The organism is Pedococcus sp. P2_E2, assembly GCF_056403955.1.
The window spans coordinates 204,949-230,349 of the sequence record NZ_JBFUEM010000001.1 but is presented as its reverse complement, the minus strand read 5'-3'; the positions used below and the strand labels follow the sequence as shown (position 1 = coordinate 230,349).

The 25,401-nt window shown below is 70.0% G+C and carries 27 protein-coding genes and 2 tRNA genes; 8 read left to right on the top strand and 21 right to left on the bottom strand.

Annotation, left to right across the window (positions count from 1 at the left end):
- Position 1: 1 nt before the first annotated feature.
- On the bottom strand, positions 2-1,132 hold the full coding sequence (locus AC1DWR_RS01055; protein WP_477623338.1) for a D-alanine--D-alanine ligase family protein: 1,131 nt from the start codon (positions 1,130-1,132) through the stop codon (positions 2-4).
- A gap of 74 nt (positions 1,133-1,206) precedes the next feature.
- On the opposite strand from AC1DWR_RS01055, the gene AC1DWR_RS01050 reads away from it, so the two are divergent.
- From AC1DWR_RS01050 to AC1DWR_RS01040, 3 genes are all read left to right on the top strand, one after another.
- Positions 1,207-2,283 (top strand): trans-sulfuration enzyme family protein, encoded by a 1,077-nt coding sequence (locus AC1DWR_RS01050; RefSeq protein WP_477623337.1) that lies wholly within the window; start codon positions 1,207-1,209, stop codon positions 2,281-2,283.
- A 1-nt stretch (position 2,284) separates the two neighbouring features.
- The gene (locus AC1DWR_RS01045) at positions 2,285-2,638 is read left to right on the top strand and encodes a VOC family protein (RefSeq protein WP_477615509.1); all 354 of its coding nucleotides are present in this window, start codon (positions 2,285-2,287) and stop codon (positions 2,636-2,638) included.
- A 67-nt stretch (positions 2,639-2,705) separates the two neighbouring features.
- Positions 2,706-2,906: a hypothetical protein gene (locus AC1DWR_RS01040; RefSeq protein WP_477615510.1), complete on the top strand. Its 201-nt coding sequence runs from the start codon at positions 2,706-2,708 to the stop codon at positions 2,904-2,906.
- 82 nt (positions 2,907-2,988) lie between these two features.
- Here AC1DWR_RS01040 and AC1DWR_RS01035 read toward each other — a convergent pair whose 3' ends face one another.
- The 7 genes from AC1DWR_RS01035 to AC1DWR_RS01005 form a co-directional block, all read right to left on the bottom strand.
- Entirely contained in the window at positions 2,989-3,180 is a 192-nt protein-coding gene (locus AC1DWR_RS01035; protein WP_477623336.1) for a hypothetical protein, read from the bottom strand.
- A gap of 215 nt (positions 3,181-3,395) precedes the next feature.
- Complete coding sequence (locus tag AC1DWR_RS01030) at positions 3,396-4,370, bottom strand: signal peptidase I (protein ID WP_477623335.1); 975 nt, start codon at positions 4,368-4,370, stop codon at positions 3,396-3,398.
- Positions 4,371-4,374: 4 nt separating this feature from the next.
- On the bottom strand, positions 4,375-4,953 hold the full coding sequence (locus tag AC1DWR_RS01025; RefSeq protein WP_477623334.1) for a TasA family protein: 579 nt from the start codon (positions 4,951-4,953) through the stop codon (positions 4,375-4,377).
- The gene (locus AC1DWR_RS01020) at positions 4,950-5,525 is read right to left on the bottom strand and encodes a signal peptidase I (RefSeq protein WP_477623333.1); all 576 of its coding nucleotides are present in this window, start codon (positions 5,523-5,525) and stop codon (positions 4,950-4,952) included. The genes AC1DWR_RS01025 and AC1DWR_RS01020 overlap by 4 nt, the downstream gene beginning before the upstream one ends.
- A 23-nt stretch (positions 5,526-5,548) precedes the next feature.
- Positions 5,549-6,073, bottom strand: coding sequence for an alternate-type signal peptide domain-containing protein (locus AC1DWR_RS01015; protein ID WP_477615515.1), 525 nt, complete (start codon positions 6,071-6,073; stop codon positions 5,549-5,551).
- A gap of 215 nt (positions 6,074-6,288) precedes the next feature.
- On the bottom strand, positions 6,289-7,287 hold the full coding sequence (locus AC1DWR_RS01010; protein WP_477623332.1) for an NAD(P)H-dependent glycerol-3-phosphate dehydrogenase: 999 nt from the start codon (positions 7,285-7,287) through the stop codon (positions 6,289-6,291).
- The gene (locus AC1DWR_RS01005; protein WP_477623331.1) at positions 7,284-8,045 is read right to left on the bottom strand and encodes a lysophospholipid acyltransferase family protein; all 762 of its coding nucleotides are present in this window, start codon (positions 8,043-8,045) and stop codon (positions 7,284-7,286) included. The genes AC1DWR_RS01010 and AC1DWR_RS01005 overlap by 4 nt, the downstream gene beginning before the upstream one ends.
- Before the next feature lie 96 nt (positions 8,046-8,141).
- On the opposite strand from AC1DWR_RS01005, the gene cofC reads away from it, so the two are divergent.
- Positions 8,142-8,999, top strand: a complete 858-nt coding sequence (gene cofC / locus AC1DWR_RS01000) for a 2-phospho-L-lactate guanylyltransferase (protein WP_477623330.1) — start codon at positions 8,142-8,144, stop codon at positions 8,997-8,999.
- Positions 9,000-9,013: 14 nt separating this feature from the next.
- Here cofC and murA read toward each other — a convergent pair whose 3' ends face one another.
- The 4 genes from murA to leuC form a co-directional block, all read right to left on the bottom strand.
- Positions 9,014-10,330, bottom strand: coding sequence for a UDP-N-acetylglucosamine 1-carboxyvinyltransferase (murA, locus tag AC1DWR_RS00995; RefSeq protein WP_477615519.1), 1,317 nt, complete (start codon positions 10,328-10,330; stop codon positions 9,014-9,016).
- Between the two features lie 93 nt (positions 10,331-10,423).
- On the bottom strand, positions 10,424-11,158 hold the full coding sequence (locus AC1DWR_RS00990; RefSeq protein ID WP_477623329.1) for an HU family DNA-binding protein: 735 nt from the start codon (positions 11,156-11,158) through the stop codon (positions 10,424-10,426).
- Between the two features lie 392 nt (positions 11,159-11,550).
- Positions 11,551-12,144: a 3-isopropylmalate dehydratase small subunit gene (gene leuD / locus AC1DWR_RS00985; RefSeq protein ID WP_477615521.1), complete on the bottom strand. Its 594-nt coding sequence runs from the start codon at positions 12,142-12,144 to the stop codon at positions 11,551-11,553.
- On the bottom strand, positions 12,144-13,574 hold the full coding sequence (gene leuC / locus AC1DWR_RS00980; protein WP_477623328.1) for a 3-isopropylmalate dehydratase large subunit: 1,431 nt from the start codon (positions 13,572-13,574) through the stop codon (positions 12,144-12,146). Before leuC ends, leuD begins: the two co-directional genes overlap by 1 nt.
- A 156-nt stretch (positions 13,575-13,730) precedes the next feature.
- On the opposite strand from leuC, the gene AC1DWR_RS00975 reads away from it, so the two are divergent.
- Positions 13,731-14,474: an IclR family transcriptional regulator gene (locus AC1DWR_RS00975; RefSeq protein ID WP_056922488.1), complete on the top strand. Its 744-nt coding sequence runs from the start codon at positions 13,731-13,733 to the stop codon at positions 14,472-14,474.
- A gap of 80 nt (positions 14,475-14,554) precedes the next feature.
- Here AC1DWR_RS00975 and AC1DWR_RS00970 read toward each other — a convergent pair.
- The 5 genes from AC1DWR_RS00970 to AC1DWR_RS00950 form a co-directional block, all read right to left on the bottom strand.
- Positions 14,555-14,630 (bottom strand) — tRNA-Glu (locus tag AC1DWR_RS00970).
- Between the two features lie 107 nt (positions 14,631-14,737).
- Positions 14,738-14,809, bottom strand: a tRNA-Gln gene (locus tag AC1DWR_RS00965).
- 107 nt (positions 14,810-14,916) lie between these two features.
- Positions 14,917-16,446 (bottom strand): glutamate--tRNA ligase, encoded by a 1,530-nt coding sequence (gene gltX, locus AC1DWR_RS00960; protein WP_477623327.1) that lies wholly within the window; start codon positions 16,444-16,446, stop codon positions 14,917-14,919.
- Between the two features lie 72 nt (positions 16,447-16,518).
- Positions 16,519-17,295 carry a fumarylacetoacetate hydrolase family protein gene (locus tag AC1DWR_RS00955; protein ID WP_477623326.1) on the bottom strand — a complete coding sequence of 259 codons (777 nt, stop codon included), beginning with the start codon at positions 17,293-17,295 and terminating at the stop codon, positions 16,519-16,521.
- Positions 17,296-17,357: 62 nt separating this feature from the next.
- Entirely contained in the window at positions 17,358-18,311 is a 954-nt protein-coding gene (locus AC1DWR_RS00950; RefSeq protein WP_477615527.1) for a GlxA family transcriptional regulator, read from the bottom strand.
- Between the two features lie 83 nt (positions 18,312-18,394).
- Between AC1DWR_RS00950 and AC1DWR_RS00945 the strand changes: the two genes are divergently transcribed.
- Together AC1DWR_RS00945 and AC1DWR_RS00940 are read left to right on the top strand one after the other, a co-directional pair.
- Entirely contained in the window at positions 18,395-18,571 is a 177-nt protein-coding gene (locus AC1DWR_RS00945) for a hypothetical protein (protein ID WP_477615528.1), read from the top strand.
- 81 nt (positions 18,572-18,652) lie between these two features.
- Entirely contained in the window at positions 18,653-19,639 is a 987-nt protein-coding gene (locus tag AC1DWR_RS00940) for a 3-methyladenine DNA glycosylase (RefSeq protein WP_477623804.1), read from the top strand.
- Here the strand turns inward: AC1DWR_RS00940 and AC1DWR_RS00935 are convergent.
- Positions 19,522-20,304 carry a PadR family transcriptional regulator gene (locus AC1DWR_RS00935; RefSeq protein ID WP_477623325.1) on the bottom strand — a complete coding sequence of 261 codons (783 nt, stop codon included), beginning with the start codon at positions 20,302-20,304 and terminating at the stop codon, positions 19,522-19,524. The two genes, AC1DWR_RS00940 and AC1DWR_RS00935, sit on opposite strands and share 118 nt — an antisense overlap.
- A gap of 229 nt (positions 20,305-20,533) precedes the next feature.
- Here AC1DWR_RS00935 and argG point away from each other — a divergent pair, with 229 nt between their 5' ends.
- The gene (gene argG / locus AC1DWR_RS00930) at positions 20,534-21,958 is read left to right on the top strand and encodes an argininosuccinate synthase (RefSeq protein WP_477623324.1); all 1,425 of its coding nucleotides are present in this window, start codon (positions 20,534-20,536) and stop codon (positions 21,956-21,958) included.
- Positions 21,959-21,988: 30 nt separating this feature from the next.
- Here argG and cimA read toward each other — a convergent pair whose 3' ends face one another.
- From cimA to AC1DWR_RS00915, 3 genes are all read right to left on the bottom strand, one after another.
- Positions 21,989-23,572, bottom strand: coding sequence for a citramalate synthase (gene cimA, locus AC1DWR_RS00925; RefSeq protein WP_477623323.1), 1,584 nt, complete (start codon positions 23,570-23,572; stop codon positions 21,989-21,991).
- A 282-nt stretch (positions 23,573-23,854) separates the two neighbouring features.
- Complete coding sequence (locus AC1DWR_RS00920) at positions 23,855-24,595, bottom strand: gamma-glutamyl-gamma-aminobutyrate hydrolase family protein (RefSeq protein WP_477623322.1); 741 nt, start codon at positions 24,593-24,595, stop codon at positions 23,855-23,857.
- Between the two features lie 36 nt (positions 24,596-24,631).
- Positions 24,632-25,399 (bottom strand): 3-oxoacyl-ACP reductase, encoded by a 768-nt coding sequence (locus AC1DWR_RS00915; RefSeq protein ID WP_477623321.1) that lies wholly within the window; start codon positions 25,397-25,399, stop codon positions 24,632-24,634.
- Between the last annotated feature and the right edge of the window lie 2 nt (positions 25,400-25,401).

The following is a 25,401-nucleotide window of genomic DNA, read 5'->3' as shown; positions in this document are numbered from 1 at the left end:
CTCAGCGGAGTCCGACGGGCCGGGTCAGGGCGAGCTGGATGAGCTCGTCGATCAACTCCGGGTACGGCAGCCCCGTCGCCTCCCACATCTGGGGATACATCGAGTGCGGCGTGAAACCGGGCATCGTGTTGATCTCGTTGATGACGACGTCGCCGGTGTCGGTGTAGAAGCAGTCCACCCGCGCCAGTCCCTCGCAGCCGAGCGCCTCGAACGCGGCACCCGCGAGCCGCTGGACCTCGGCCGACACCGAGTCGGGCACGTTGGCCGGGCACGACAGCACCGCACCGTCGTCGAGGTACTTGGCCTCGAAGTCGTAGAACTCGTGACCGCCCGTGGTCGTCACCTCGATCTCGCCGACGTGTGAGACCCGCGGCGCGTCGGTCCCCCGTCCCTGGAGCACCGCGCACTCGATCTCGCGTCCCACGATGCCCTGCTCGACGATGACCTTGCGGTCGTGCTCGCGGGCGATCTCGATGGCCGCCTCGAGCGCCTCGGGTGTCGACACCTTCGAGATGCCCATGCTCGAGCCGGCCCGCGACGGCTTCACGAAGACGGGGTAGTCCAACGCACCGACGGCGTCCATCGCCGCGGCCTTGTCGCGCCGCCACTGCGAGTCGGTGATCACGGCATACGGGCCGACCGGGAGTCCGGCGCCGGCAAACAGGACCTTCATGTAGTGCTTGTCCATCCCCGCGGCGGACGCGAAGACGCCGGACCCGACGTAGCGGATATCGGCCATCTCGAACATGCCCTGGATGGTGCCGTCCTCGCCGAAAGGCCCGTGCAGCAACGGAAAGACGACGTCGACCTCGCCGAGGCTCCTCGGGACCTCCTGGGGCTCCAGGGTGGTGAGCGTGCGATCCGTCGTGGCCAGCGGCACGACCACGCCAGCGCCTCCCGGCGCGACCTCGGGCGTGCTGTCGGCGGTCAGCTCGAGCAGCTGCGGGTCGCCGTCGGAGAGCACCCAGTGCCCGTCCCGGGAGATGCCGATCGGGATGACCTCGTAGGCGTCGCGGTCGATCGCCCGCATCACCCCAGCCGCGGTCGCACACGAGACCGCGTGCTCCGACGAGCGGCCACCGAAGACGATGGCGACTCGAGGCTTGTGGGTCGCTGGCTGGTCCGTAGTCATCGCCGCCGAGCGTATCCCGACCATCCGCCGGGCACCCCGCGCGGCTCGCCTGGCGGCGCCTCTACGCTGGCCGCGTGAACCATGAGCACCTGTCCCCCGCGTCCCGCGTCGTCGCCCTGGGACGCCAGTCCCGTATGCCGGGTGCCGGGGTCAACGCGCCCCTGGAGTTCACGTCGACCTACATCGCGGACGGGCCGGTGAACTACGCGCGCGCCGGGAACCCGACGTGGTCGGCCTTCGAGGAGGCGCTGGGCGGACTCGAGGGCGGGGATGCCCTCGTCTTCGCCTCCGGGATGGCCGCCGTGTCGGCGGCACTCTCGCTCGTTCCGCACGGGGGCGCCGTCGTGGTGCCGGCCCACGCCTACAACGGCACGACCACGCTCCTCGACCAGCTCGCCGACTCCGGTGCCGTCGTGGTCCGGCGGGTCGACCCCACCGACCAGGAAGCCGTGCGCGTCGCCGTCGAGGGCGCGGCACTGTTGTGGATCGAGTCGCCCACCAACCCCATGCTCGAGGTGTCCGACATCGGGGCCCTGGTCGCGATGGCCCGGGAGTCGGGCGCGCTGACCGTCTGCGACAACACGTTCGCCACCCCGTTGGTGCAGCAGCCGCTCGCCGACGGCGTCGACGTCGTCCTCCACTCGGTGACCAAGTACCTCTCCGGCCATTCCGACGTGATCCTCGGCGCCCTCGTCACCCCGCCCACGGAAGCTGGTCGCGGGTTGCACGCCCGTCTGTCGACCGCACGCCTCCTGGGTGGTGGCATCGCCGGACCGATGGAGACCTGGCTGGCGCTGCGCGGTCTGCGCACCCTGCACGTGCGGCTCGAGCGGGCCACCGCCAACGCCCGCGAGCTCGCCGCCCGGCTCGAGGGGCATCCCGCGGTGAGCCTGACGCGCTATCCCGGTTTCGGCGCGATCATCGCGATCGAGGTACAGGGTGGCGCCGAGGCGGCGGAGCGGGTTGCCACCAGCACCGCCCTGTGGACGCACGCCACCAGTCTGGGGGGTGTCGAGTCCCAGATCGAGAGGCGCCGTCGGTATGCCGCTGAGCCGCCGACCGTCCCCGACGCCCTGCTCCGGCTGTCCGTCGGCATCGAGGACGTCGACGACCTCTGGCACGACCTTGACCGCGCGCTGACGGACCGGTGACATGGAACGCGTCCTGGGAATCGGCGGCTACTTCGTGCGGTCCTCGGACCCGGCCTCCCTCTTCGCGTGGTACCGAGACTGCCTTGGCCTCGAGGTCGACGAGACCGGAGTCTGGGAGCAGGGGGCCGGGCCGACCGTTTTCGCGGCGTTCGAGTCCGGGACCGACTACTTCGGGTCCAGCACGCAGCAGGCGATGCTCAACTTCCGGGTCAGCGACCTGGACGCCATGCTCGAGCAGCTGCGCAGCAAGGGGGCGGACGTGGCGCCGGAGACGCAGGAGATGGAGGGAGTGGGTCGATTCGGCTGGGTCACCGATCCCGAGGGCACGCGGATCGAGCTCTGGCAGCCCACCTGACCGTTCCAGCGTCATGAGTCCGCCGTTTGCGCGTCCTTTGGGTAGTCGACCAAAGGAGAACCACCGCATGGCCCAGGACGAGGACCGCCGCAGTCGTACCCGCGGCGCCATCATCATCACTCTGCTGTGCGCCGCCCTAGGCGCCGGAGCGGCGACCTCGGCGGTCGCCACAGTGCTGCACGTACAGCAGCCGGACGACCAAGGAGCGACCCTGCTTGGCCCCGCCGACGTGCTGGACCCTGCATCGGTCATCTCCTACGGCGGCTGACTGGTCCGGCTGAGCAGACGTCGCAGGACAAACGCCCAGGGCACGGGGCTGGCAACCGCCAGCCTCGTGCCCTGTCGGCTGCCTAGGCCCGGTCGAGGCTGCCCCCTGTATCCGGGTCGGGCCTCCAGGTCCAGACGCGTTGCCGCGACCCGGTGAGGGCGGACGTCGAGCTCGGGGTGCCCGGAGACCGGGCGCCGTCGATCCGCGCGGCATGTCTGTGGGCGCCGTAGCTCGTGACCACCAGCTCGGCGACGAGGTGTTGACTTCGGGGCATCAGCCATCCCTTGCCTGGAGTGTGAGGACGGGATCCCAGCGCCGACACCGACAGCGACCAGCCAGCGCTGGGATCCCTGCCCCGGGCATCGGTGAGGCCCCGGGCACTTATGGAGACGCGCGTGCGCGACAGAAGTGACTCCGCCACCGACAAAGCACCCATCAGGGGCTGGGCTCCCCGCTCTCGTCCCGTCATCGGCTCCTCCTGTCGTTCGGTCAGCTGCAGAGGCTGACGGCTGCCACGGTGTAGGTGCGGGTCGCCGACGCGGCGGAGGTCCACGTGGTGGCGCCGAAGTTCCGGTTGGCCTGGAGCCACGCGGTGCCGCCGGAGATCGCTGCGACGACGGTCGTGGAGGTCCCCGTGACGGCCTTCGTCTGGCCGCCACCGACGCCATAGTGCAGGGTGTAGTTCGTCGCGCCGGCGACGGCGGTCCAGTTGAAGGTCACCGAGAGAACCCCCAACCCGCCGCAGGTGAACGTGGAGGGCGCCGGGACCGTGTAGGTCCCCACGGTGCTGCCGGAGACGGCCACCGGGTCAGTCCACGCGGCTCGCGCAGGCGCCGCCGAGAAGGTCCCCGACCCCAGGACGGCTGCCGCAGCGAATGCCCGGAGCGAGGTCCGTGCCGAGTGGCGCGCGATCCTCTTCCTGGGACCGGGCGACGACCTCTCGGCCTCCTGGACACGCTCGGGCCCACTCCCCGACGACCGCGGGGCCGGACCTCGCAGGAGGAGCGCAAGGAGGAGGCCGGCATACCCCGCCAGCACGAAGACGCCAGGGGTCCGCGAGAGCCACGCGAGGAGCACACCGGCCCGGGGCACCGACAGGAGGACTCGCGGCGCCGCCTCGACCTCGTAGGGCTGGTCGTCGGCCCCGGGGTTCGCGTCTCCGCGCAGCCGCAGGGTTGCCGACCTGTCGTGGTGGGTGATGGCGACGATGCGGTGGGTGACCTGTGCGTCGCCAGCCCGCACGGCGACGACGTCACCGGCGCGCAGGTCTGCGGCTGGCACGGGGCGGGCCACGGCGAGGCTTCCGGCCGGGATCGTGGGAGACATCGAACCGGAGAGGAAGATCACCGGCCGGACCCCGAAGGCCACGCCGGCCACCGTCATGACCAGGCACAGCACCCCGATGGCAGCACCCAGGGACAGGGCCAGGTGGCCCACCCGGTGGAGTGCTCGTCGAGGAGTCATGGGCTCACTGGCTCGCGTTGAAGGCCAACGTGACGTTGGTCGTGGCGCCCTGCAGGGTGCTCACGGCGGTGGGCGGCAAGGTCGCCTGGATGCACAGCGTCTCGGACGCCCCCACGGCCAGTGCCCGCTGGGTCGCCGGGACGCCGACCAGGTTCCCGGCAAACGCGGTGCCCGTCGTCGGGAGGGAGGCTCCGGCACAGGTCCGTGCCGGAGCCGTCCCGGTCACGGCGGAGTCAGCGGTGACCTTGACGACGAGGGCGGCACCGAGGCCCTTGCCGTCGGCGTTGGTGGCGGCTGCGGTCGCGTAGTACGTCAAGGGGATGGTTCCGGCGTTGCGGACGGTGAGGATGCCCGCCACGGTGTTGCCCGGCACCATCCCGGTCAGGTTGAGGTCGGTGTAGGCCGGGACGGAGTCGAGGGTGTTGACCTTGAGGTCCAGGACCCCTGACGAGATCGTCACCCCCGTGACCGGCACGGTGTCGGACCACAGGGCATAGGTCCCACTCACCCCTGCGGCCAGGACGGCTCCCAGCGCGAGAGCTGCCCTGACCCGGGTGGACCCCAGGTGGCGTGGACGAGTCATGGATGGCTTCCCTCCCGTTGCAGTGCGGCCCGACTCCGGTCTCGCAGGGCACCCGTGAACCTGTGGGCGGCGTACCCCAGCAACACGATTGCCACGAGGTGGACCAGCAGCCGGTGCTCCCGCCCGCTCAAGGCGGCATTGACCCGCCCGAGGTGGGGGACGGCATACCAGACCTTGCCCTTGACCTGCACCGGCTTGACCCACCCCGTGTCCGCGACGTCGTTGGCGTCGCCCCGCGTCCGGAAGATCGGCGACCCCGCGCCATCGACTCCCTGGGCGACGACACGGTGGGTCACGACGGCGGGCTGGCCCGACCGGAGCTGGTAGGTGATGACCGACCCGATGCCGATCGACGTCGGCGACGTCGGCCGGACCACGGCGAGGGTGCCCTCCGGCAGCGAGGGCCGCATCGAGCTCGTCAGCACCGCATAGGGGGTGGCACCGAACGCGCGCGGGACGATGACAGCCACGGCCAGGACCCCGGCGACTCCGCCGATCATCACCCAGGCCAGCACCTGCCCCAACCACCGCGTCGCACGTCGTGCGCGGGTGGGGTTCGACCGGAGGACCATGTCCGCGACCGCCCTGTCAGCCGTCAGCCGTCGTGGGTCTGGGTCGCCACGAGGTTGATCTCGTCCAGCGTCGCCAGCAGGCCCTGGCTCGCGTTCGTCGCAGCAGGTCCGGCGAACACCACGCTGACCGTCGCCTCGACCTCGTCGACACCGGTGTCGTCGGCCGAGGTGATGTGGGTCTTGGCCGCGGCGTTGACCCTGAAGGTTGCCGACGCCGTCAGCTGGTTCGTCAGGGGGTTCGTCGCCTCCCACGCAGGGGTGTCCAGGGCGAGGTCGGCGCCGAGGTGCTCGCCCTCGGCCACGAGGTCGATCGTGCAGACCTTGGTCAGGGTGTCGCCGGGGACGAGCAGCTGGGTGGTGAACACGTCCCCACCGTCGAGCGTCCAGCCCTGGCCACAGTCCGGGTTCCCGAGCCACAGCACGCCACTTTCGATCTCGCCGCCCGCCACGGTCGTCGTGTCGTTCCAGTAGGCGAGCGTCCCGGCTCCTCCGAGCAACAGCACGGCGGCGGCGGTGGCGGCGTACGCGCCCTTGGTCGACTTCTTCATGATGGTCCTTCCCGACTGAGTGCCGTACCCGCCGCGGCCCATCCGATGTGTGGTCCCCCTAGAGACCCCGGGGCAGCACGCACCGTTACGCAGTCGGGCAAGAACGTCGAACCGACCCGTCGGTCACTCGACCGCGACACAGTTCGGCCACGCAGGGATCGAACCCCAACGCGGTCCTTCCGGTCGTGCGAGACGCGGTCGCTGCGACCGTGCCTCTAGTCGGTCTCGTTCTTGAGCGCCCGCACCATCAGGGCACCCACGACGTCCTCGACCCGTCGTCCGTCGTGCACGACCGCGGCGACCTGCTCGATGATGGGCACCCGCACATCGTGCTTCTGCGCGAGCTGCAGGATCGACTCGCAGGACTTCACGCCCTCGGCCGTCTGCTTGGTCACGGCGATGACCTCCTCGACGCTCATGCCCTTGCCGAGGTTCACCCCGAAGGTGTGGTTGCGGGACAGCGGCGACATGCAGGTCGCGATGAGGTCGCCCACGCCCGCCAGCCCCGCGAACGTCATCACGTCCGCGCCCAGCGCCATGCCGAGGCGGGTGGTCTCCGCGAGACCGCGGGTGATGATGGAGGCCTTGGAGTTGTCGCCCATGCCGAGCCCCTCGGCCATGCCGACTGCGAGGGCGATGACGTTCTTCACGGCACCACTGATCTCCGTGCCGACCACGTCGGTCGAGGTGTAGGGGCGGAAGTAGGCCGGGTTGGACGCCTCGGCGACCCTGCCGGCCACAGCTTCGTCGATGCAGGCGACCACACTGGCTGCGGGCTGCTTCAGGGCGATCTCCTTGGCGAGGTTGGGGCCCGACACGACGACGATGCGCTCGTGCGCCACACCCCCGGCCTCGGCGATGACCTCGCTCATCCGCTTGGTCGTCCCGAGCTCCACGCCCTTCATGAGCGAGACCACGGCCGCGGTGTCACCCAGCACGGCGCCCCAGTCGCCAAGGTTGGCCCGCAGCGTCTGCGAGGGCACTGCGAGCACGATGATGTCCGCGCCCTCGGCAGCCTCGGCGGGGTCATGCGTGGCCGACACCGAGGAGGGCAGCACCAGGTTGGGGAGGTAGTCCTCGTTGCAGCCGGCATTGATCTGGTCGACCACGGTCTGCCGGCGTCCCCACATCCGAACCGTCGTCCCACCATCGGCGAGGATCGCGGCATACGCAGTGCCCCAGCTGCCCGTCCCGAACACAGCAGCAGTCGTCATGCGTCTTCTCCATGCTGTCGGCGGAACTTCCCGGTCTCGGGAAGGCCGTGCTTGCGCGAGTCGAACCGCTCGGCAGGGGCCTGCTCGCCGCGGATCTTCTCGAGCTCGGCCGTGATGGCAGCCATGATCCGGTCGCTCGCCTCGCGCAGGAGGGCCCCGGTCACCGGCTGGTCATAGAGGTCGCCGAGGTCGACGGGCGGCCCGGCGCGCAGGTGCATCGTCTTGCGGGGCAGCAGCCTCGGACGCTTGCCGTAGGGCTCGAGGACGTCCTGCGGTCCCCACTGCGCCACGGGGATGACGGGGCACTTCGTGCTCAGCGCGATGCGCGCGGCACCCGTCTTGCCGACCATCGGCCAGAGGTCTGGATCGCGGGTCAGCGTGCCCTCGGGATAGACCGCAACGCACTTGCCGCTCTCGACCGCCGCGACGGCGGCGCGGAAGGCGTCCGCGGCCTTGCCGGTGTTGCGGTAGACCGGGATCTGCTGCGCACCACGCAGGATCGCCCCCACGACCGGGACCCGGAAGACACCCTCCTTGCCGAGGAAGTACGGCGGGTGGTCGTTGTCGACCAGGAAGTGGGCGAACGCCAGGGGGTCGAAGTACGAGAGGTGGTTGGGTGCGGCGACGAATCCGCCCGTGGTCGGCAGGTGCTCCATGCCCTGCCAGTCGCGCTTGGTCAGGAGCATCAGCAGCGGACGCAGGACTGCCACGGTGAAGCGGTAGGCGAAGGGCAGAGCGCGTGTGCCGCTGGCGGTCACCAGGTCTCCAGATCGACGGGAACGTGTGAGTGAGCATCCTCGCGGCTCCCGGGGTCGGTGTCGAGCAACCGCGCCAGCACTGCGACGATCGTCCCGATGACCTCCTTTCCCGACTGGCACCTCGTCGTCCCCGTCAAGGGCGGCGCGACCGCGAAGTCACGGCTGCACCCCCCAGCTGGCGTCGACCGCGAGGCGCTCGCGCTCGCCCTCGCCACCGACTGCCTCACCGCCTGCTGCGCCGGTATGCCGCCCGGTCGGGTCGTCGTGGTGACCTCGGACGAGCGCGTGGCCGAGATGGCGGTTGACCTGGGGGCACGCGTCACCGCCGACCCCGGGGGCGGGCTCAACGCGGCTGCCGCAGCAGGGCGCGACGTCGTCGTGACCGCGGGAGCCGACACCCCTGTGGCGGTGCTGCTGGGCGACCTGCCCGCGCTCCGCCAAGGGGACCTGACAGCGGCCCTGGGCGCCGCGGCGGCATACCCTCGGGCGGTCGTGCCCGATGCGGCCGGTGGGGGCACTGTGCTCCTCACGGCCCTGACCGGTGCGGACCTCGTGCCGGCGTTCGGCCCAGGCTCCGCGCTGCGGCACCAGGCGGCGGGCCACCACCTCCTCGAGCTCGACCTGCCGCGCCTGCGGACCGACGTCGACGACGACGCGGGACTTCAGGCGACGCTGGCGCTCGGGGTGGGGCCGGCCACACGACGCATCCTCGGCGCGACGCCGACTACGCTGCCGCCCATGCAGGCGAGCGTGCACACCTTCGACGAAGCCACCGGTGCGGGATCCGCGCTGTTGGACGACGGACGCGAGGTGACCTTCACCGGTGAGGTGTTCGCCGCCAGCGCGCTGCGGCACCTGCGTGTGGGCCAGCGCCTCAGCCTGGATCTCGGTGCCAGCACCGAGATCAGCAAGCTGTGGATCGTCGGGATCGGCGACGACCAGCGGATCGGCTGAGCTCGGCCGCGCGCTCAGCCGACCTCGTAGTCCGCACCCAACGAGTCGAGCTTGTCGGAGAACCGCTCGTAGCCGCGGTAGATCAGCTCGATCCCGTGCACCTTGGACTGGCCCTCGGCGGCCAGGGCCGCGATGAGGTAGCTGAAGCCACCTCGCAGGTCGGGGACCGTGATCTCGGCACCGCGCAACGGCGTGGGTCCCGAGATCACCGCACTGTGGCGGAAGTTGGCGCGCCCGAAGCGGCACGGCGAACCACCCAGGCACTCCTTGTAGAGCTGGACGACCGCACCCATCTCCCCCAGTGCCTCCGTGAAGCCCAGGCGGTTCTCGTAGACCGTCTCGTGGACGATCGACAGCCCGCTGGTCTGGGTCAGGGCGACGACCAGCGGCTGCTGCCAGTCGGTCATGAAACCCGGGTGGACGTCGGTCTCGAGGACCAGGGAGTTGAGGGTCCCACCGGCGTGCCAGAAGCGGATGCCCTCGTCGTCGATGTCGAAGTCGCCACCGATCTTCCGGAAGACGTTGAGGAAGGGCATCATCGCCTGCTGCTGGGCGCCACGGACGTAGATGTCGCCCTTGGTCGCCAGAGCCGCACACGCCCAGGAGCCGGCCTCGATGCGGTCCGGGATGGCCAGGTGGTCGTAGCCTCCGAGCCGGTCGACGCCGTCGATCTTGATGACGCGGTCGGTCTCGACGCTGATGATCGCGCCCATCTTCTGCAGCACGGCGATGAGGTCGAGGATCTCGGGCTCGACTGCGGCGTTGCGCAGCTCGGTGACACCTTGGGCTCGCACCGCGGTCAGCAGCACCTGCTCGGTGGTGCCGACCGACGGGTACGGCAGCTTGATGCGAGTGCCCTTGAGCCCGTTCGGGGCGGTCAGGCGCAGCCCCTCGGGTCGCTTCTGGACGTCGGCACCGAACTGGCGCAGCACGTCGAGGTGGTAGTTGATCGGGCGCTCACCGATACGGCAGCCACCGAGGTCGGGGATGAAGGCCTCCCCCAGCCGGTGCAGCAGCGGGCCGCACAGCAGCACCGGCACGCGTGAGGACCCGGCGTGCGCGTCGATGTCGGCGACGTGGGCCTGCTCGACGTTGGTGGGGTCGAGCAGCAGCTCACCGTCCCGGTCGGTGGAGTCGATCTTGACGCCGTGCAGCTCCAGCAGGCCGGAGACGATCTTGACGTCGGAGATCTCGGGGACCCCGCGGAGCCGGCACGGTCCCTCCGCGAGGAGTGCGGCCACCATGGCTTTCGAGACCAGGTTCTTGGCACCCCTGACCTCGAGGTCTCCGACCAGCGGTACGCCGCCATTCACGGTGAGGATGTTTGCCATGGGGCAAGTATCGCGGCACTCGACGGAGGCCGACACCCCGAGGGGGTGCCGGCCTCTGTCGTGCGGCTCGTGGGGCTGGTGCCCCGCGTCGAACTAGGCCTTCTTGGCCGCGCGCTTGGTCGCAGCCTTCTTGGCGGGTGCCGCCTTCTTCGCCGGTGCCGCCTTCTTGGCCGGAGCGGCCTTCTTGACGACAGCCTTCTTGGCGGGTGCCGCCTTCTTGGCCGGAGCGGCCTTCTTGACGACAGCCTTCTTGGCGGGAGCAGCCTTCTTCGCCGGAGCGGCCTTTGTGACGACAGCCTTCTTCGCCGGTGCCGCCTTCTTGGCCGGAGCGGCCTTCTTGACGACAGCCTTCTTGGCGGGAGCCGCCTTCTTGGCCGGAGCGGCCTTCTTGACGACAGCCTTCTTCGCCGGTGCCGCCTTCTTCGCCGGAGCCGCCTTCTTGGCGGGAGCTGCCTTCGTGGCCGGCGCTGCCTTCTTGGCGGTGCTCACCGCGGCCTTGGTCGCGGTGCCTGCGGCGGCGCGAGCCCCGGCGACAGCGGCCTTGGGCAGGGAGCGCGGGTTCTTCACGACATCCTTGAACGCCGAGCCCGCCCGGAACTTGGGCACCACGGTCTTCTTGATCTTCACGCTGGCACCGGTGCGGGGGTTGCGGCCGGTGCGCGCGGCCCGGGCGGCCTGCTCGAACGTTCCGAAGCCGGTGATGGCAACGCTGCCGCCCTTGGCCACTTCGCGGATGATCACGTCCACGACGGCCGTCAGTGCATCGCTGGCTGCCTTGCGGCTGCCCAAGCGACTCTCCAGCTCCTTGATCAGTTCTGCCTTGTTCACGTCTTCCCCTCCACAGGGTTGGTGACGCCGGACCCCTTAGCCCGACGAGGTGAGCCGCCGAGCCAATGCCCGACTTGCGTCTGACGTTAGGGCGGTTGTGCGTGCGAGTCCACCATCCCGAGCGCCCGATCTGTTGTGTCGCAACGGATTGCGGCGCTCAGCCGGGCCGCACGGAGGACGCGGACCCCCACCCGGGCTGGTGGCTGGTTTCGAGGGGGGAGATTCCCGTTGGCGCCAATCCCGTTGCGCACCAATGCAATTCGCGCCCCTGAAGACCTGCCGGAGACCGCACGGGGACCGGAACGGCCCCCGACGCGGAGCATCGGGGGCCGTCTTCGCCTGCCTCGGCCTGCGACTTCGGGGAATTGCGCCCTCTCGGCGCGCCGCGCGCGTCAGGCCACGGTCGTGGACGGCTTGTATGCCGGTCGGCGGGCCTCGAAGTCCGTCACGTCCTGCTCGTGGCGCAGGGTGAGGCTGATGTCGTCGAGCCCTTCGAGCAGCCGCCAGCGGGTGTAGTCGTCGACCTCGAAGGGCGCGACGATGTCTCCGGCGGTGACGGTGCGCGAGACGAGGTCGACGGTCACCGAGGCGCCGGGTTCGTTCTCGAGGTACTTCCAGATCAGCTCGATGTCGTCCTGGGCGACCTGGGCGGTCAGCAGGCCCTGCTTGCCGCTGTTGCCCCGGAAGATGTCAGCGAACCGCGAGGACAGGACCACGCGGAAGCCGTAGTTCATCAAGGCCCACACGGCGTGCTCGCGAGACGATCCCGTCCCGAAGTCGGAGCCGGCCACGAGGACCGACCCCGCGGCATACGACGGGTTGTTGAGGATGAACGTCTCGTCCTTGCGCCAGGCGGCGAACAGGCCGTCCTCGAAACCGGTGCGCGTCACCCGCTTGAGGTAGACGGCCGGGATGATCTGGTCGGTGTCGACGTTGCTGCGGCGCAGTGGGACCCCGATGCCGGTGTGGGTCGTGAACGCATCCATCACTTGCTCCCCTCGAAGGTGCCGGCATCGACGAGGTCGACGAGATCCGCCGGGCTGGACAGGGTGCCGCGCAGCGCGGTGGCCGCGGCGACGAGCGGGCTGACCAGGTGGGTGCGACCACCCTTGCCCTGCCGGCCCTCGAAGTTGCGGTTGGACGTGGAGGCGCTGCGCTCCCCGGGGGCGAGCTGGTCGGGGTTCATGCCCAGGCACATGGAGCAGCCGGGGAGACGCCACTCGGCTCCCGCAGCGGTGAACACCTTGTCGAGGCCCTCCTCCTCGGCCTGGAGGCGCACCCGCGCCGAACCGGGGACGACGAGCATCCGGACTCCGTCGGCGACCTTGTGCCCCTTGACCACCTCGGCGGCGGCCCGCAGGTCCTCGATCCGGCCGTTGGTGCAGGAGCCGACAAAGACGGTGTCGACGCGGATCTCGCGCAGCGGGGTGCCGGCGGTCAGGCCCATGTAGTCGAGGGCGTGCTGGGCTGCCGCCTTCTCGTTGTCGTCGCCCATCGTCTCCGGGTCGGGCACGGACTCGCCGAGGGGCAGCCCCTGGCCGGGATTGGTGCCCCAGGTGACGAAGGGCGTGAGCGTGTTGGCGTCGAGGTCGACCTCGGCGTCGAAGGTGGCGTCGTCGTCGCTGCGCAGGGTGCTCCAGTCGGCGACGGCGGCGTCCCAGTCGGCGCCGGTCGGCGCGTGCTCGCGCCCCTGGAGGTAGTCGAACGTGGTCTGGTCGGGGGCGATCATGCCCGCGCGGGCACCGGCCTCGATCGACATGTTGCAGACCGTCATCCGGGCTTCCATCGACAACGCACGGATGGCGCTCCCGCGGTACTCCAGGACGTAGCCCTGGCCGCCGCCGGTGCCGATCTTGGCGATCACGGCAAGGGTGATGTCCTTGGCGGTCACTCCGGGCTGGAGCTCGCCCTCGACGTTGACCGCCATGGTGCGGAACGGCTTGAGGGGCAAGGTCTGGGTGGCCAGCACGTGCTCGACCTCGGAGGTGCCGATGCCGAAGGCCAGGGCACCGAACGCGCCGTGGGTCGAGGTGTGCGAGTCGCCACAGACGATGGTCATGCCCGGCTGGGTCAGGCCGCGCTGGGGGCCGACGACGTGGACGATTCCCTGCTCTGCGTGGCCCATCGGGAAGAGCCGGACGCCGAACTCCTCGCAGTTGCGCCGCAGCGTGTCGACCTGGGTCTTGCTCACCAGGTCGGTGATCGGGCCGGGTGTCGTCGGGACGTTGTGGTCCTCGGTGGCCAGGGTCAGGTCGGGGCGGCGGACCGTGCGACCGGCCAGTCTCAGCCCGTCGAAGGCTTGGGGCGAGGTGACTTCGTGGATGAGGTGGAGATCGATGTAGAGCAGGTCCGGCTCGCCCTCGGCGCGCCGGACAACATGCGCATCCCAGACCTTCTCGGCCAGCGTTCCTGACACGTCTTCACCCTTCTTTTCGAATACGGCCTTCGTCACGTCGTGGGCAGGGCGTCGCCGCGTCCTTCGTGAGCACGGCGCCGTGCTGCCATCCGAGGTTCGCACGCAGGACACGCCCACGGATTTGCGTCTCAGCGAATGAGACGTCAATATCAAGCCATGGACACAACCAGTGGAGTCGGCGTTCTCGACAAGGCAGCCATCGTCCTGGGCGCCCTCGAGGCCGGGCCGTCGACCCTCGCCCAGCTCGTCACCGCGACCGGCCTGGCTCGCCCCACCGCCCACCGGCTTGCCGTGGCACTCGAGCACCACCGCCTGGTCACGCGTGACCTGCAGGGTCGGTTCGTGCTGGGTCCCCGGCTTGCCGAGCTTGCCGCTGCCGCTGGTGAGGACCGTCTGCTCGCCGCCGCGGGCCCAGTGCTCGGAGCCCTGCGCGACCACACCAACGAGAGCGCCCAGCTCTTCCGCCGCCAGGGCGACCACCGCATCTGCGTGTCGGCAGCCGAGCGTCCGGTCGGCCTGCGGGACTCGATCCCGATCGGCGCGACCCTGTCGATGCTCGCCGGGTCCGCTGCCCAGGTGCTGCTCGCCTGGGAGGAGCCCGACCGGCTGCACCGCGGGCTGCACGGCGCGAAGTTCACCGCGACGACCCTCTCCGGCGTCCGTCGCCGCGGTTGGGCCCAGAGTGTCGGCGAGCGCGAGGCCGGCGTCGCGTCCGTGTCCGCGCCTGTGCGTGGCCCCTCCGGTCGCGTCGTCGCCGCCGTCTCCATCTCAGGTCCGATCGAGCGGCTGTCGCGCCAGCCCGGGCGCCTGCACGCGGCCACGGTGATCGCCGGTGCCAACAAGCTCACCGAGGTGCTCGCGCGGCACCACGCGCAGCAGCAGCAGCAGAACCACGCCTGACCTCCGCAGCACGGGGCCCGGGTCGCCGAGCCGCGGGCGGGACATGGGAGAAGCCCCCGTCCGTGGACGGAGGCTTCTGCTGGTAGCCCCGACGGGATTCGAACCCGCGCTACCGCCTTGAGAGGGCGGCGTGCTAGGCCGCTACACAACGGGGCCCTAGCGTGTTGCCCGCACGCAGTTGCGCGGCGGGCAGCGGAGAGAACCATACCGGCAGGCAGTGGATTTCTCCGAATCGGCGTGTGCCACAAGGGCTTGCGCCTGAGCTGGGGTACCAGGACTCGAACCTAGAATGACGGTACCAGAAACCGTAGTGTTGCCAATTACACCATACCCCAAGGGGGTATCACTTCCAGCGCGCCCGAGGGCCTTCATGGGAGTGAACCGAGACGCGATACTACCGGCCCGTCGGGTGCGTTCCCAAATCGGCTCTTCGCGGGGTTTGTCAGGAAGAGGCGAGCTCGTCGTGCAGCCGGTGCAGTCGCGCCAGGGTCGAGGTCTTGCCGAGGATCTCCATCGACTCGAACAACGGCGGGCTGATCCGCTGACCGGATACGGCGGTGCGCAGCGGGCCGAAGGCGAACTTGGGCTTGATGCCCATCCCCTCGACGATCGCCGACCGCAGTGCCGCCTCGATGACCGCGGCCTTCCAGCCGCTCTCGGAGCCGAGGGGGCCCGAACGACTGTCGTCGAGGTCCTCGATGGCCTTGATCGCCGCCCCGAGCACCTCACGCGAGTCGTCCTTGAGCTGGGCGCGCGCGTCCTCGGCGATCTCCAAGGCGTCGTCGGCGGTGTAGAACGGCGCCACCAGCGCGCTCGCCTCGGACAGCAGCGCCATCCTGGTCTGGATCAGCTCGGTGACCTTTTCCAGTCGGGCGAGCTCGCCCAGACTCGGGTTGCCCGACAGGACGCCGTCACGCTCGAGGTAGGGCAGCAGCCGGGAGGCGAGCTGACCGGTTCCCAGCTCGCGGATGTAGACACCGTTGAGCCACTCGAGCTTCTTGAGGTCGAAGATCGGCCCGACCGGGTTGACCTTGCCCCAGTCGAAATCGGCGCTGAACTCCTCGAACGTGAAGACTTCCACATCACTGCCGTCCGCGCCGATGGCGGGTGGATAGGCAAGCAGCGCAAGGAAGTTCACCAGAGCCTCAGGCAGGTAGCCCTGCTCCTTGAACCAGGTCAGCCTGGCGGCCGGGTTCTTGCGCTTGGAGATCTTGGACTTGTCCGTGTTGCGCAGCAGCGGCATGTGGGCGAACGCCGGCGGCTCCAGCCCCAGCCACTGGTAGAGCAGGATGTGCTTGGGAGTGCTCGAGATCCACTCCTCGCCGCGCACGACGTGGGTGATGCCCATCTCGTGGTCGTCCACCACGACGGCGAGGTGATAGGTCGGAAACCCGTCGGCCTTGAGGATGACCTGGTCGTCCGGGCGGGGCGCCGAGACGCGGCCGCGGATGAGGTCGTCGAACTGCAGCGGGGCGTCCTCGGGGATGAGCATGCGCACGACAGGGATCTCCGAGAAGCCCGGCAGCCCGGCCCGCTCGTCCCGGGACTTGCCGACGCACAGCCGGTCGTAGCCGGTCGGCTGCTTGAGCTTCTGCTGCATCTCGCGCATCCGCGTCAGTCGCTCGGTCGAGCACCAGCAGTGGTAGGCCTTGCCCTCCTCCAGCAGTCGCTCGACGTAGGGACGGTAGGTGTCCAGCCGCTCGCTCTGGCGGTACGGCGCAAACGGCCCACCCACGTCCGGGCCCTCATCCCATCGCAGCCCCAGCCAGTGCAGCGTGTCGAAGACCTGCTGCTCGCTGTCGGCCTGGAACCGGGCCCGGTCGGTGTCCTCGATGCGCAGCACGAACGAGCCGCCCTGCTGGCGCGCGAAGGCGAGGTTGAACAGCGACATGTAGGCCGTGCCGACGTGCGGGTCGCCCGTGGGTGACGGCGCGACGCGGAGGCGGGGTGCGGTGGAGGGCTTCTCAGTCATGGTGCCCCGATTCTAGGGACCAGCCACGGACTGGACGTATGCCGCGTGGCCAGCCGCGCGGCATACCCCGCCTCAGCGGCGCACGAAGGTGTTGCTGAGCGTGCCGATGCCCTCGATCTCGACCTCCACCCGCTGACCTGCCTCGACGAGGCCGACACCGGCGGGCGTGCCGGTCAGGATGACGTCTCCGGGCAGGAGCGTGAAGGCCGAGCTGACGTACGAGACGAGGGTCTCGACGTCGAAGACCATGTCCGCCGTGGTGCCGTCCTGGCGGGTCTGGCCGTCGAGACGGGTCTGGATCCGCAGGTCGCTGACATCGAGCTCGGTGCTGATCCAGGGACCGAGCGGCGTGGACGTGTCGAAACCCTTGGCGCGGGCCCACTGCCCGTCGCCGCGCTGCCAGTCGCGGGCGGTGACGTCGTTGGCGCAGGTGTAGCCGTAGACGACCCCCTTCACGCGCTCCCGTGGCACGTCCTTGGCGATCCGGCCGATGACGACTGCGAGCTCGCCCTCGTAGGAGATCTCCTCCGCCCCGGCGGGCATCACGATCGGGTCGCCAGGGCCGACGACGGCGGTGTTGGGGACGAGGAACATCATGGGCTGGGCCGGCGGCTCGCCGCCCATCTCCTTGGCGTGGTCGGCGTAGTTGCGACCGATGCCGATCACCTTGCTGCGCGGGATGACGGGCGCGAGCAGCCTTGCGTCGGCCAGCGCAACCTGCTCGCCCGTGAGTACCAGGGGCTGGTAGAGCGGGTCGCCCTGGACCTGGGCGATGAACTCGCGACCCGGCTCCCCCTCGACGATGCCGTAGGCCGGGTCCTCACCTGTCGTGTATCTCGCAATGCGCACCCGACGAGCCTATCGGGGCGACGTGGTCGTCCCGGGCGCGGGAGAGGTCGGGGAGGTGCGGCTCAGCGCCGCGAGAACTCGCGACGGTAGCGCTGGGGCGAGGTGCCTACGACGGTCTGGAAGTGGGTGCGCAGCAACGCTGCCGACCCGAACCCGCTGTGCGACGCCACCGACTCCACGGGGAGATCGGTCGACTCGAGCAGCTCGCGAGCGCGCAGCACTCGTTGCTGGACGAGCCACTTGTGCGGCGTCGTGCCGGTCTCGGCGACGAAGCGGCGGGCGAAGGTGCGCTCGGACATCATCGCGAGGCGAGCGAGGTCCGGGACCGTGTGGGGGGCATCGAGGTTATCGGTGATGTGGTTGAGCACCGGCTGCATGCTCTCGCAGTCGGTCTCGGGCAGGGGTGCCTCGACGTACTGGCGCTGGCCGCCGTCGCGCTGCGGAGGGACGACCATGCGGCGGGCGATGCGGGTGGCCACCGTCGACCCCAGCTCGCGACGGACGAGGTGGAGCACGGCGTCGATGCCTGCGGCAGTCCCGGCCCCGGTGACGATCTGGCCGTGGTCGAGGTAGAGCACGTCCATGGAGACCGTGGTCTTGGGGAACCGACGGGCGAACGACTCGGCGTAGCGCCAGTGCGTCACCGCGGTCAGTCCGTCGAGCAGCCCGGTCTCGCCGAGGATGAACGACCCCGTGCAAATCGACAGGATGGTGGCGCCGCGGGCGTGCGCGCCGCGGATCACGTCGAGCAGCTCCTCCGGATAGGTGTCGCGGACCCCGCCTGCAGGCATCACCACGAGGTCGGCATCCAGGGCGTCCTGCCACTGGTGCGTCGGCGTCAGCGCGCCACCGCTCGTCGTGGGGACGGCTACGCCGGCGGTCTCGCCACACATCATGAAGGTGAACGGCGGCACTCCGTCGTCGGTGCGGTCGAGCCCGAAGACCTCGCACGCGATGGCGGTCTCGAACATGGCGACGGGGTCGGTGATGAGCGCTGCAATGGTGGACAGGGCCATGGGCGACAGTATGGCAGAAAAACTGCCCTCACCGACAGTTCTGCCACTCGTGTCTGGAATCGGTTGAGCGCATGATTTCAGTCATGACCATCATCCTGCTCCTGGCATTCGTCACTGCGCTGGTCTTCGCCGTCGAGCGACACCACCGCCGCACCTGGTCGCTCCCGCACGCACCGCACGGATCCGACTCAACCATCGCCTTCACCGACCTCGACCACGACTGGGACCGCGTCCTGCACGACGCCGAGGCGCGTTCCTGACGCGCAGGCCACTCGCCCCGCACCTTCGGGCGAGTGGCCGAAAGTTCGGACGGGTATGCCGCGCGGCTAGCCTTGGTGCCCATGGTCGCCATGGTGCTCGAGCCGTCGGTGTGGCTGGCGCTCGAGGCCCAGCACGCCGACCGCGTCGACGCGGCCACCTCGGGTCATCGAGAGCGTCGCCAGAGCGGCGTCGCCCACCCGGTCGAGGACTTCCTCTTCACGTACTACCCGTTCAAGCCGTCGCAGCTGCGTCGCTGGCACCCCGGACCCGGCGTGGTCCTCGAGGGCGCCGCGCACCTGGACCGCGGCGCGTGGCGGTTCTACCGCGAGGTGGACCGTGGCACCCAGCTGGACAGCGCGGCATACCTCGAAGCGCGCGGCGCCACGGTCGAGTTCGTGCGGCGGCTCTTGGCGGCGACGCACTCGCGACCGGCGCAGCTCGGCTGCTTCGGGCTGCACGAGTGGGCCATGGTCTACCGGCAGCCCGCCGAGGAGGTCCGCCACGCAGCCTGGCCGCTACGGCTCGGCCCGAGAGGCACCGACGCGGTCGTGGACGGCCTACAGATCAAGTGCACCCACTACGACGCGTTTCGCTTCTACACCCCACCGGCACGGTCGCTGAACCTGCTCCAGCCGACCCGGGAGGACCAGGTGGCCCTCGAACAGCCGGGCTGCCTGCATGCCGGCATGGACCTCTACAAGTGGTGCATGAAGCTCGCGCCCGCCATCCCGAGCTCGCTGGTGATGGACTGCTTCGACCTCGCCCGTGAGATCCGCGAGCTCGACATGCGCGCCTCGCCCTACGACCTGAGCGCCCTCGGCTACGTCCCGGTCGCCATCGAGACACCGCAAGGCCGAGCGGAGTATGCCGCCGCCCAGCGCGACTTCGCCACGCGCGGCCAGGGCCTGCGGGAGCGACTCCTGCAGGCCCTGGACGCGATCAGTGGGGACTACTCGGCCGCCGTGCTCGGGTCGGCCGAGGCGCCGGCGTCGGTCGGCGTGTCGGTCGGCGTGTCGACCGGGGTGACGTCGACGCTGCCGGTCTCGTCCTCCGCGAGGATGCGGTAGAGCGAGCGGCGAGCATCGGCGAGCACCTGCTGTGCGGCGTCGAGCTGGGCCGGTTGGCCCGCGACGACGACCTGTTCGACGGCGACCACCAGCTGGCCGATCTCACGGCGCATCTCGCGGAACCCGCGACGGGGAGTGGTCGCGTCGACAAACGCCTGCGCGAGCTCCTCACCGTGGCCCTCGGCGTAGGCGCGGCCGTCGTCGGTCAGTGCGAAGACCTTGCGACGCGGATCGTCGTCGGACTCGTCGGGGGCGATCAGGCCCTCCTCGTCGAGCACGCGCAGGGCCGGATAGACCGACCCGGGACCCGGCTGCCACGAGCCGTCCGAGCGCTCGGCGATGGCGGTGATGATGCCGTAGCCGTTCATCGGCTCCTCCGCGAGGAGGGCGAGGATCGCGCGTCGGACGTCACCGCGACGGCCGCGACGTGGTCCGCGACCCCCGCCGCGAGGGCCGCGGCCCTCGCCACTGAGCCCCCTGCCGGAACCGGCACCCGGGCCGAAACCGGCACCCGGGCCGAAGCCCGCGCCGGGTCCGAAGCCGGCGAACTCGCCGCGGCCACGGCGGGGTCCCCCGTGGTGGCCGTGACCGGGGTGACCGGACTCGCCGGAGCTGCTCCCTCGACGGGGGTGGGACATCTGGATGTTCAGGTTCATGCGATTCATGGGTTCTCTCCTACGAATGGGGGTGCGGGGGCCGTCGCTCTGGTGGACGGCTCTCTCTCGCACAATCGACAGTATGTTGTCGATATATCGAATGATGCACTCGTCGATATATCGATGTCAAGTCCCACTCTCGACCTCGACCCTCGACCTCCACCCTCTCCGTGCCGGCTCCTGGCCACGGACCGGACCCGTGCGCGCGCTCCTGCGGCGGCCCGTAGGCTGACCTACCGTGTCGAAAGTTCTGACGTCCCTGCCTGTTGGTGAGCGTGTCGGGATCGCCTTCTCGGGTGGTCTGGACACCTCTGTCGCCGTTGCCTGGATGCGGGAGAAGGGGGCGATCCCCTGCACCTACACCGCGAACCTGGGCCAGTACGACGAGCCCGAGATCGACACGGTCCCCGACCGCGCCGGGCAGTACGGCGCCGACCTGGCGCGCCTGGTCGACTGCCGGCCCGCGCTCGTGGAGGAGGGCCTGTCCGCCATCGCGTGTGGTGCGTTCCACATCCGCAGTGGCGGCAAGACCTACTTCAACACCACTCCTCTGGGCCGGGTCGTCACCGGGACGCTCCTGGTGCGTGCCATGAAGGACGACGGTGTCGACATCTGGGGCGACGGCTCCACCTTCAAGGGCAACGACATCGAGCGGTTCTACCGCTACGGCCTGCTCGCCAACCCGGCTCTGCGCATCTACAAGCCGTGGCTCGACGCCGACTTCGTGAGCGAGCTCGGCGGCCGCAAGGAGATGTCGGAGTGGCTGCAGGCCCGTGACCTCCCCTACCGCTCGAGCACCGAGAAGGCCTACTCCACCGACGCCAACATCTGGGGCGCCACCCACGAGGCCAAGACCCTCGAGTTCCTCAACGAGAGCATGGAGATCGTCGAGCCGATCATGGGCGTCGCGTTCTGGGACGAGTCGGTCGCAATCGCCACCGAGGACGTCACCGTGCGGTTCGAGCAGGGGCGCCCGGTGGCCATCAACGGCCAGACCTTCCCGGACGCGGTGTCCCTCGTCGACGAGGCCAACAAGGTCGGCGGACGCCACGGGCTCGGGATGTCCGACCAGATCGAGAACCGCATCATCGAGGCCAAGAGCCGCGGCATCTACGAGGCCCCCGGCCTGGCCCTGCTGTGGATCACCTACGAGCGACTGCTCAACGCGATCCACAACGAGGACACCATCGCCAACTACCACGCCGAGGGCCGTCGCCTCGGCCGGCTGCTCTACGAAGGCCGCTGGCTCGACCCGCAGTCACTCATGCTGCGCGAGTCGCTCCAGCGCTGGGTCGGCTCGGTCGTCACCGGAGAGGTCACCGTCCGGCTGCGCCGGGGCGACGACTACTCGATCGTCAACACGACCGGTCCCGCCTTCAGCTACCACCCGGAGAAGCTCTCGATGGAGCGCACCGAGGGAGCGGCCTTCGGCCCCGTCGACCGCATCGGCCAGCTGACGATGCGCAACCTCGACATCGCCGACTCCCGGGCCAAGCTCGAGCTGTATGCCGCGCAGGGGCAGCTCGTCGCCCGTCACCAGGACCTCGTGGGCGACCTCGAGCCGGGTGGTGCCAAGGCCATCTCGTCGAATCCCCATGCAGCACAGGCCGACTCCGACGACGACGCACTCGACCGCGCCGCCATCGAGTTCGGCACCGACTGACCACCACAGACACCCCGGCGGTCGGGTGGGCTATCTGACGGGGACGCCCGCCCGCACGAGTCCGTAGGTGACACCGTCCACGAGTGCCTGCCAGGACGCCTCGATGATGTTGCCCGCGACGCCGATGGTCTCCCACGACGTCGAGCCGTCGGACGTCTCGATGAGCACCCGGGTCACCGCGTCGGTGCCGTGGGCCGCGTCGAGGATGCGCACCCGGTAGTCGATCAGCTCGAGCTTGTCGAGCTCGGGGTAGGCCGGGGCCAGTGCTCGGCGCAGCGCGTGGTCGAGAGCGTTCACGGGACCGTTCCCCTCGCCGGTCGCCACGACCCGCTCGCCGCCCGCGACGAGCTTGACCGTTGCTTCGGACAGGGCGGTCTCGCCGCCGCCACGGGCATCGGTGATGACGCGCCAGGACTCGACCTCGAAGAAGTCGTAGCTCGCGTCCTCGACCTCCCGGCGCAACAGCAGCTCGAAGGACGCGTCGGCCGCGTCGAAGGTGTAGCCGCGCAGCTCGAGGTCCTTCACCTTGGCCAGCACCCGGGTGAGCAGGTCCTTGTCGTCGGAGAGGTCGTAACCCAGCTCGCGGCCCTTGAGCTCGATGCTCGCGCGACCAGCCATGTCCGACACCAGCATCCGCATGTCGTTGCCCACGTGCTGCGGGTCCGTGTGCTGGTAGAGGTCGGGGTCGATCTTGATGGCGCTGGCGTGCAGCCCGGCCTTGTGTGCAAAGGCACTGGCACCGACGTAGGGCTGACGCGAGTAGGGCGGCACGTTGGTGATCTCGGAGATCGCGTGGGCGATGCGCGTCGCCTCCCGGAGCCGTCCGCTGTCGAGCATCGGCAGGCCTCGCTTGATCTGCAGGTTGCTGACCACCGTGAGGAGGTCGGCGTTGCCGGTGCGCTCGCCGTAGCCGTTGATGGTCCCCTGCACGTGGGTCGCCCCCGCGTCGACCGCCGCCATCGAGTTGGCCACCGCACAACCGGTGTCGTTGTGGCAGTGGATGCCCACCCGGGCAGCGGTGGCGCTGACGACGTCGGCCACCACGTCGGCGACCTGGTTCGGCAGCATGCCGCCGTTGGTGTCGCACAGCGCCACGACCTCGGCGCCGGACTCCATCGCGGCACGGATGACCTCCAGCGCATAGGCCCGGTCGGCGGCATACCCGTCGAAGAAGTGCTCGGCGTCGAGGAAGACGCGACGTCCCTCGCCGTGGAGGAAGGAGACGGTGTCGCGCACCATGGCGAGGTTCTCCTCGAGGGTGGTCCGCAGGGCCGACTCCACGTGGCGCACATGGGATTTCGCCACGAGGGTGACGACCGGGGCACCGGAGTCGACGAGGGCACGGACCAGCGGGTCGTCGGCCGCGTTGCCGCCGACCCGCCTGGTCGCGCCGAAGGCCGCGAGGGTCGCGTTGCGCAGCGTCAGCTCGGTCTTGGCGCGCGCGAAGAACTCGGTGTCCTTCGGGTTGGCGCCCGGCCAGCCACCCTCGATGAAGCCGACGCCGAGCTCGTCGAGGTGCAGGGCAATGGCCAGCTTGTCCGACACGGAGAGGTTGAGCCCCTCCTGCTGCGCACCATCGCGCAGGGTGGTGTCGTAGACGTGCAGGTCGCTCATCGCGGTGTCCTCATCGGTTCGGTCTCGCCTCGGTGGTACAGCAGTTCCTGGTGGTCATTCTCCCCGGCATCGCGCCCGCTGGCCGGCGGGGATGGTGCTGGCAGCGGCTGACAGACAGTGCCTGACAAACGAAAAGACCCCCCGGGTGTGGGAGGTCTGCGCGACGAGGGAGTTCTCGTCGCGCTAGTCGATAATCACCATGGTGGTGGCCATGTGCCAGGACGTCACGGTGCAAGAGTGACAGGGCGGTCCGCCTATTGGCATCCCCCGTCCAGATGATGGTCAGGTCGCCGACGAAGTATGCCGCGCGGCCGCGTCCACCAGCGCGACGAACAACCGCGGGTCGTCGCCTTCCTCCGGATGCCACTGGACAGCCAGCCGGAACCCGGCCGCCGGGTCCTCCATCGCCTCCAGCGTGCCGTCTTCCGCCCAGGCGGCGGCGACGAACCCGGGATGGGTCAGCACCGACTGGTGGTGGTAGCTCGGCACGACCGTGGAGTCGCCCAGCAGCGAGTTCACCCGCGTCCCGGCCACGGTGGTCACCGCGTGGGCACCGTAGGCCCCCACGTGGGGCGAGTGGTCCTGGTGGCCCACCCGGTCCGGCACGTGCTGCTCCAGGTCGCCTCCGGCGGCCACGGCCATGACCTGCATACCCCGGCAGATCCCGAGGAGTGGCACTCCCCCCTCGGCGGCGGCCGCTGCCAGGGCCAGCTCCATGGCGTCCCGGTCCTCCCGGGGCTCCTGGGCCGCTGGGTGGCGCTCGCGGGCATATCGCGAGGGATCGACGTCGGCCCCGCCTGCGATGACGAGGCCGTCGAGTCGCGAGAGGATCTCCGCGGCAAGGCCAGGGTCGCCGTCCGCCCGCGGCGGGATGATCACGACGACCCCGCCGGCCTGCTCGAGCTTGCGGATGTAGGAGTACGGAACGGTGGCGCTGGGAACGTCCCGCCAGACAGTACGGGACACCGGCTCGACGTAGCAGGTCAGCCCGATCACGGGGCGGCTCACGGGGCGGCGGCTCACGGGGTCCTCATCGGGTGCTCACAGGGGCGCTCGTTCTCACAGCGGGGTGACGTACGCGCCGCTGATCCCGCCGTCGACGAGGAACTGCGAGGCCGTGATGAAGCTGGACTCGTCACTGGCGAGGAAGAGGACCGCGTTGGCGATCTCCACCGGCTCGGCGAACCGGCCGACCGGGATGTGCACCATGCGCCTGGCCGCCCGCTCGGGGTCCTTGGCGAACAGCTCCTGCAGCAGTGGCGTGTTGACCGGCCCGGGGCAGAGGGCGTTGACCCGCACCCCCTCGCGGGCGAACTGCACGCCCAGCTCACGCGACATCGACAGCACGCCGCCCTTGCTGGCCGTGTAGGAGATCTGGCTCGTGGCGGCACCCATCACCGCGACGAAGGACGCGGTGTTGATGATCGAACCCCGTCCCTGCTCCAGCATGTAGGGCAGGGCTGCCTTGCAGCACAGGTAGACGCTAGTGAGGTTGACCTCCTGCACGCGACGCCATGCGTCGAGCCCGGTGGTGAGGATCGAGTCGTCGTCGGGAGGGGAGATCCCCGCGTTGTTGAAGGCGACGTCGACGCTGCCGAACTTCTCCTTGGCCGTGCGGAACAGCGCCTCGACCTCCTCGGGGTCGGTCACGTCGCAGTGGACGTAGGCACCCGCCAGCTCCGCGGCGATCGACTCCCCCGCGGCGTCGTCGAGGTCGCCGATCACGACCGTGGCGCCCTCCTCGGCAAACCGTCGCACCGTCGCGAGCCCGATGCCGCTGCACCCGCCCGTGACGACGGCCACCCTGCCCTGGAGCCTGCCTGCCATGA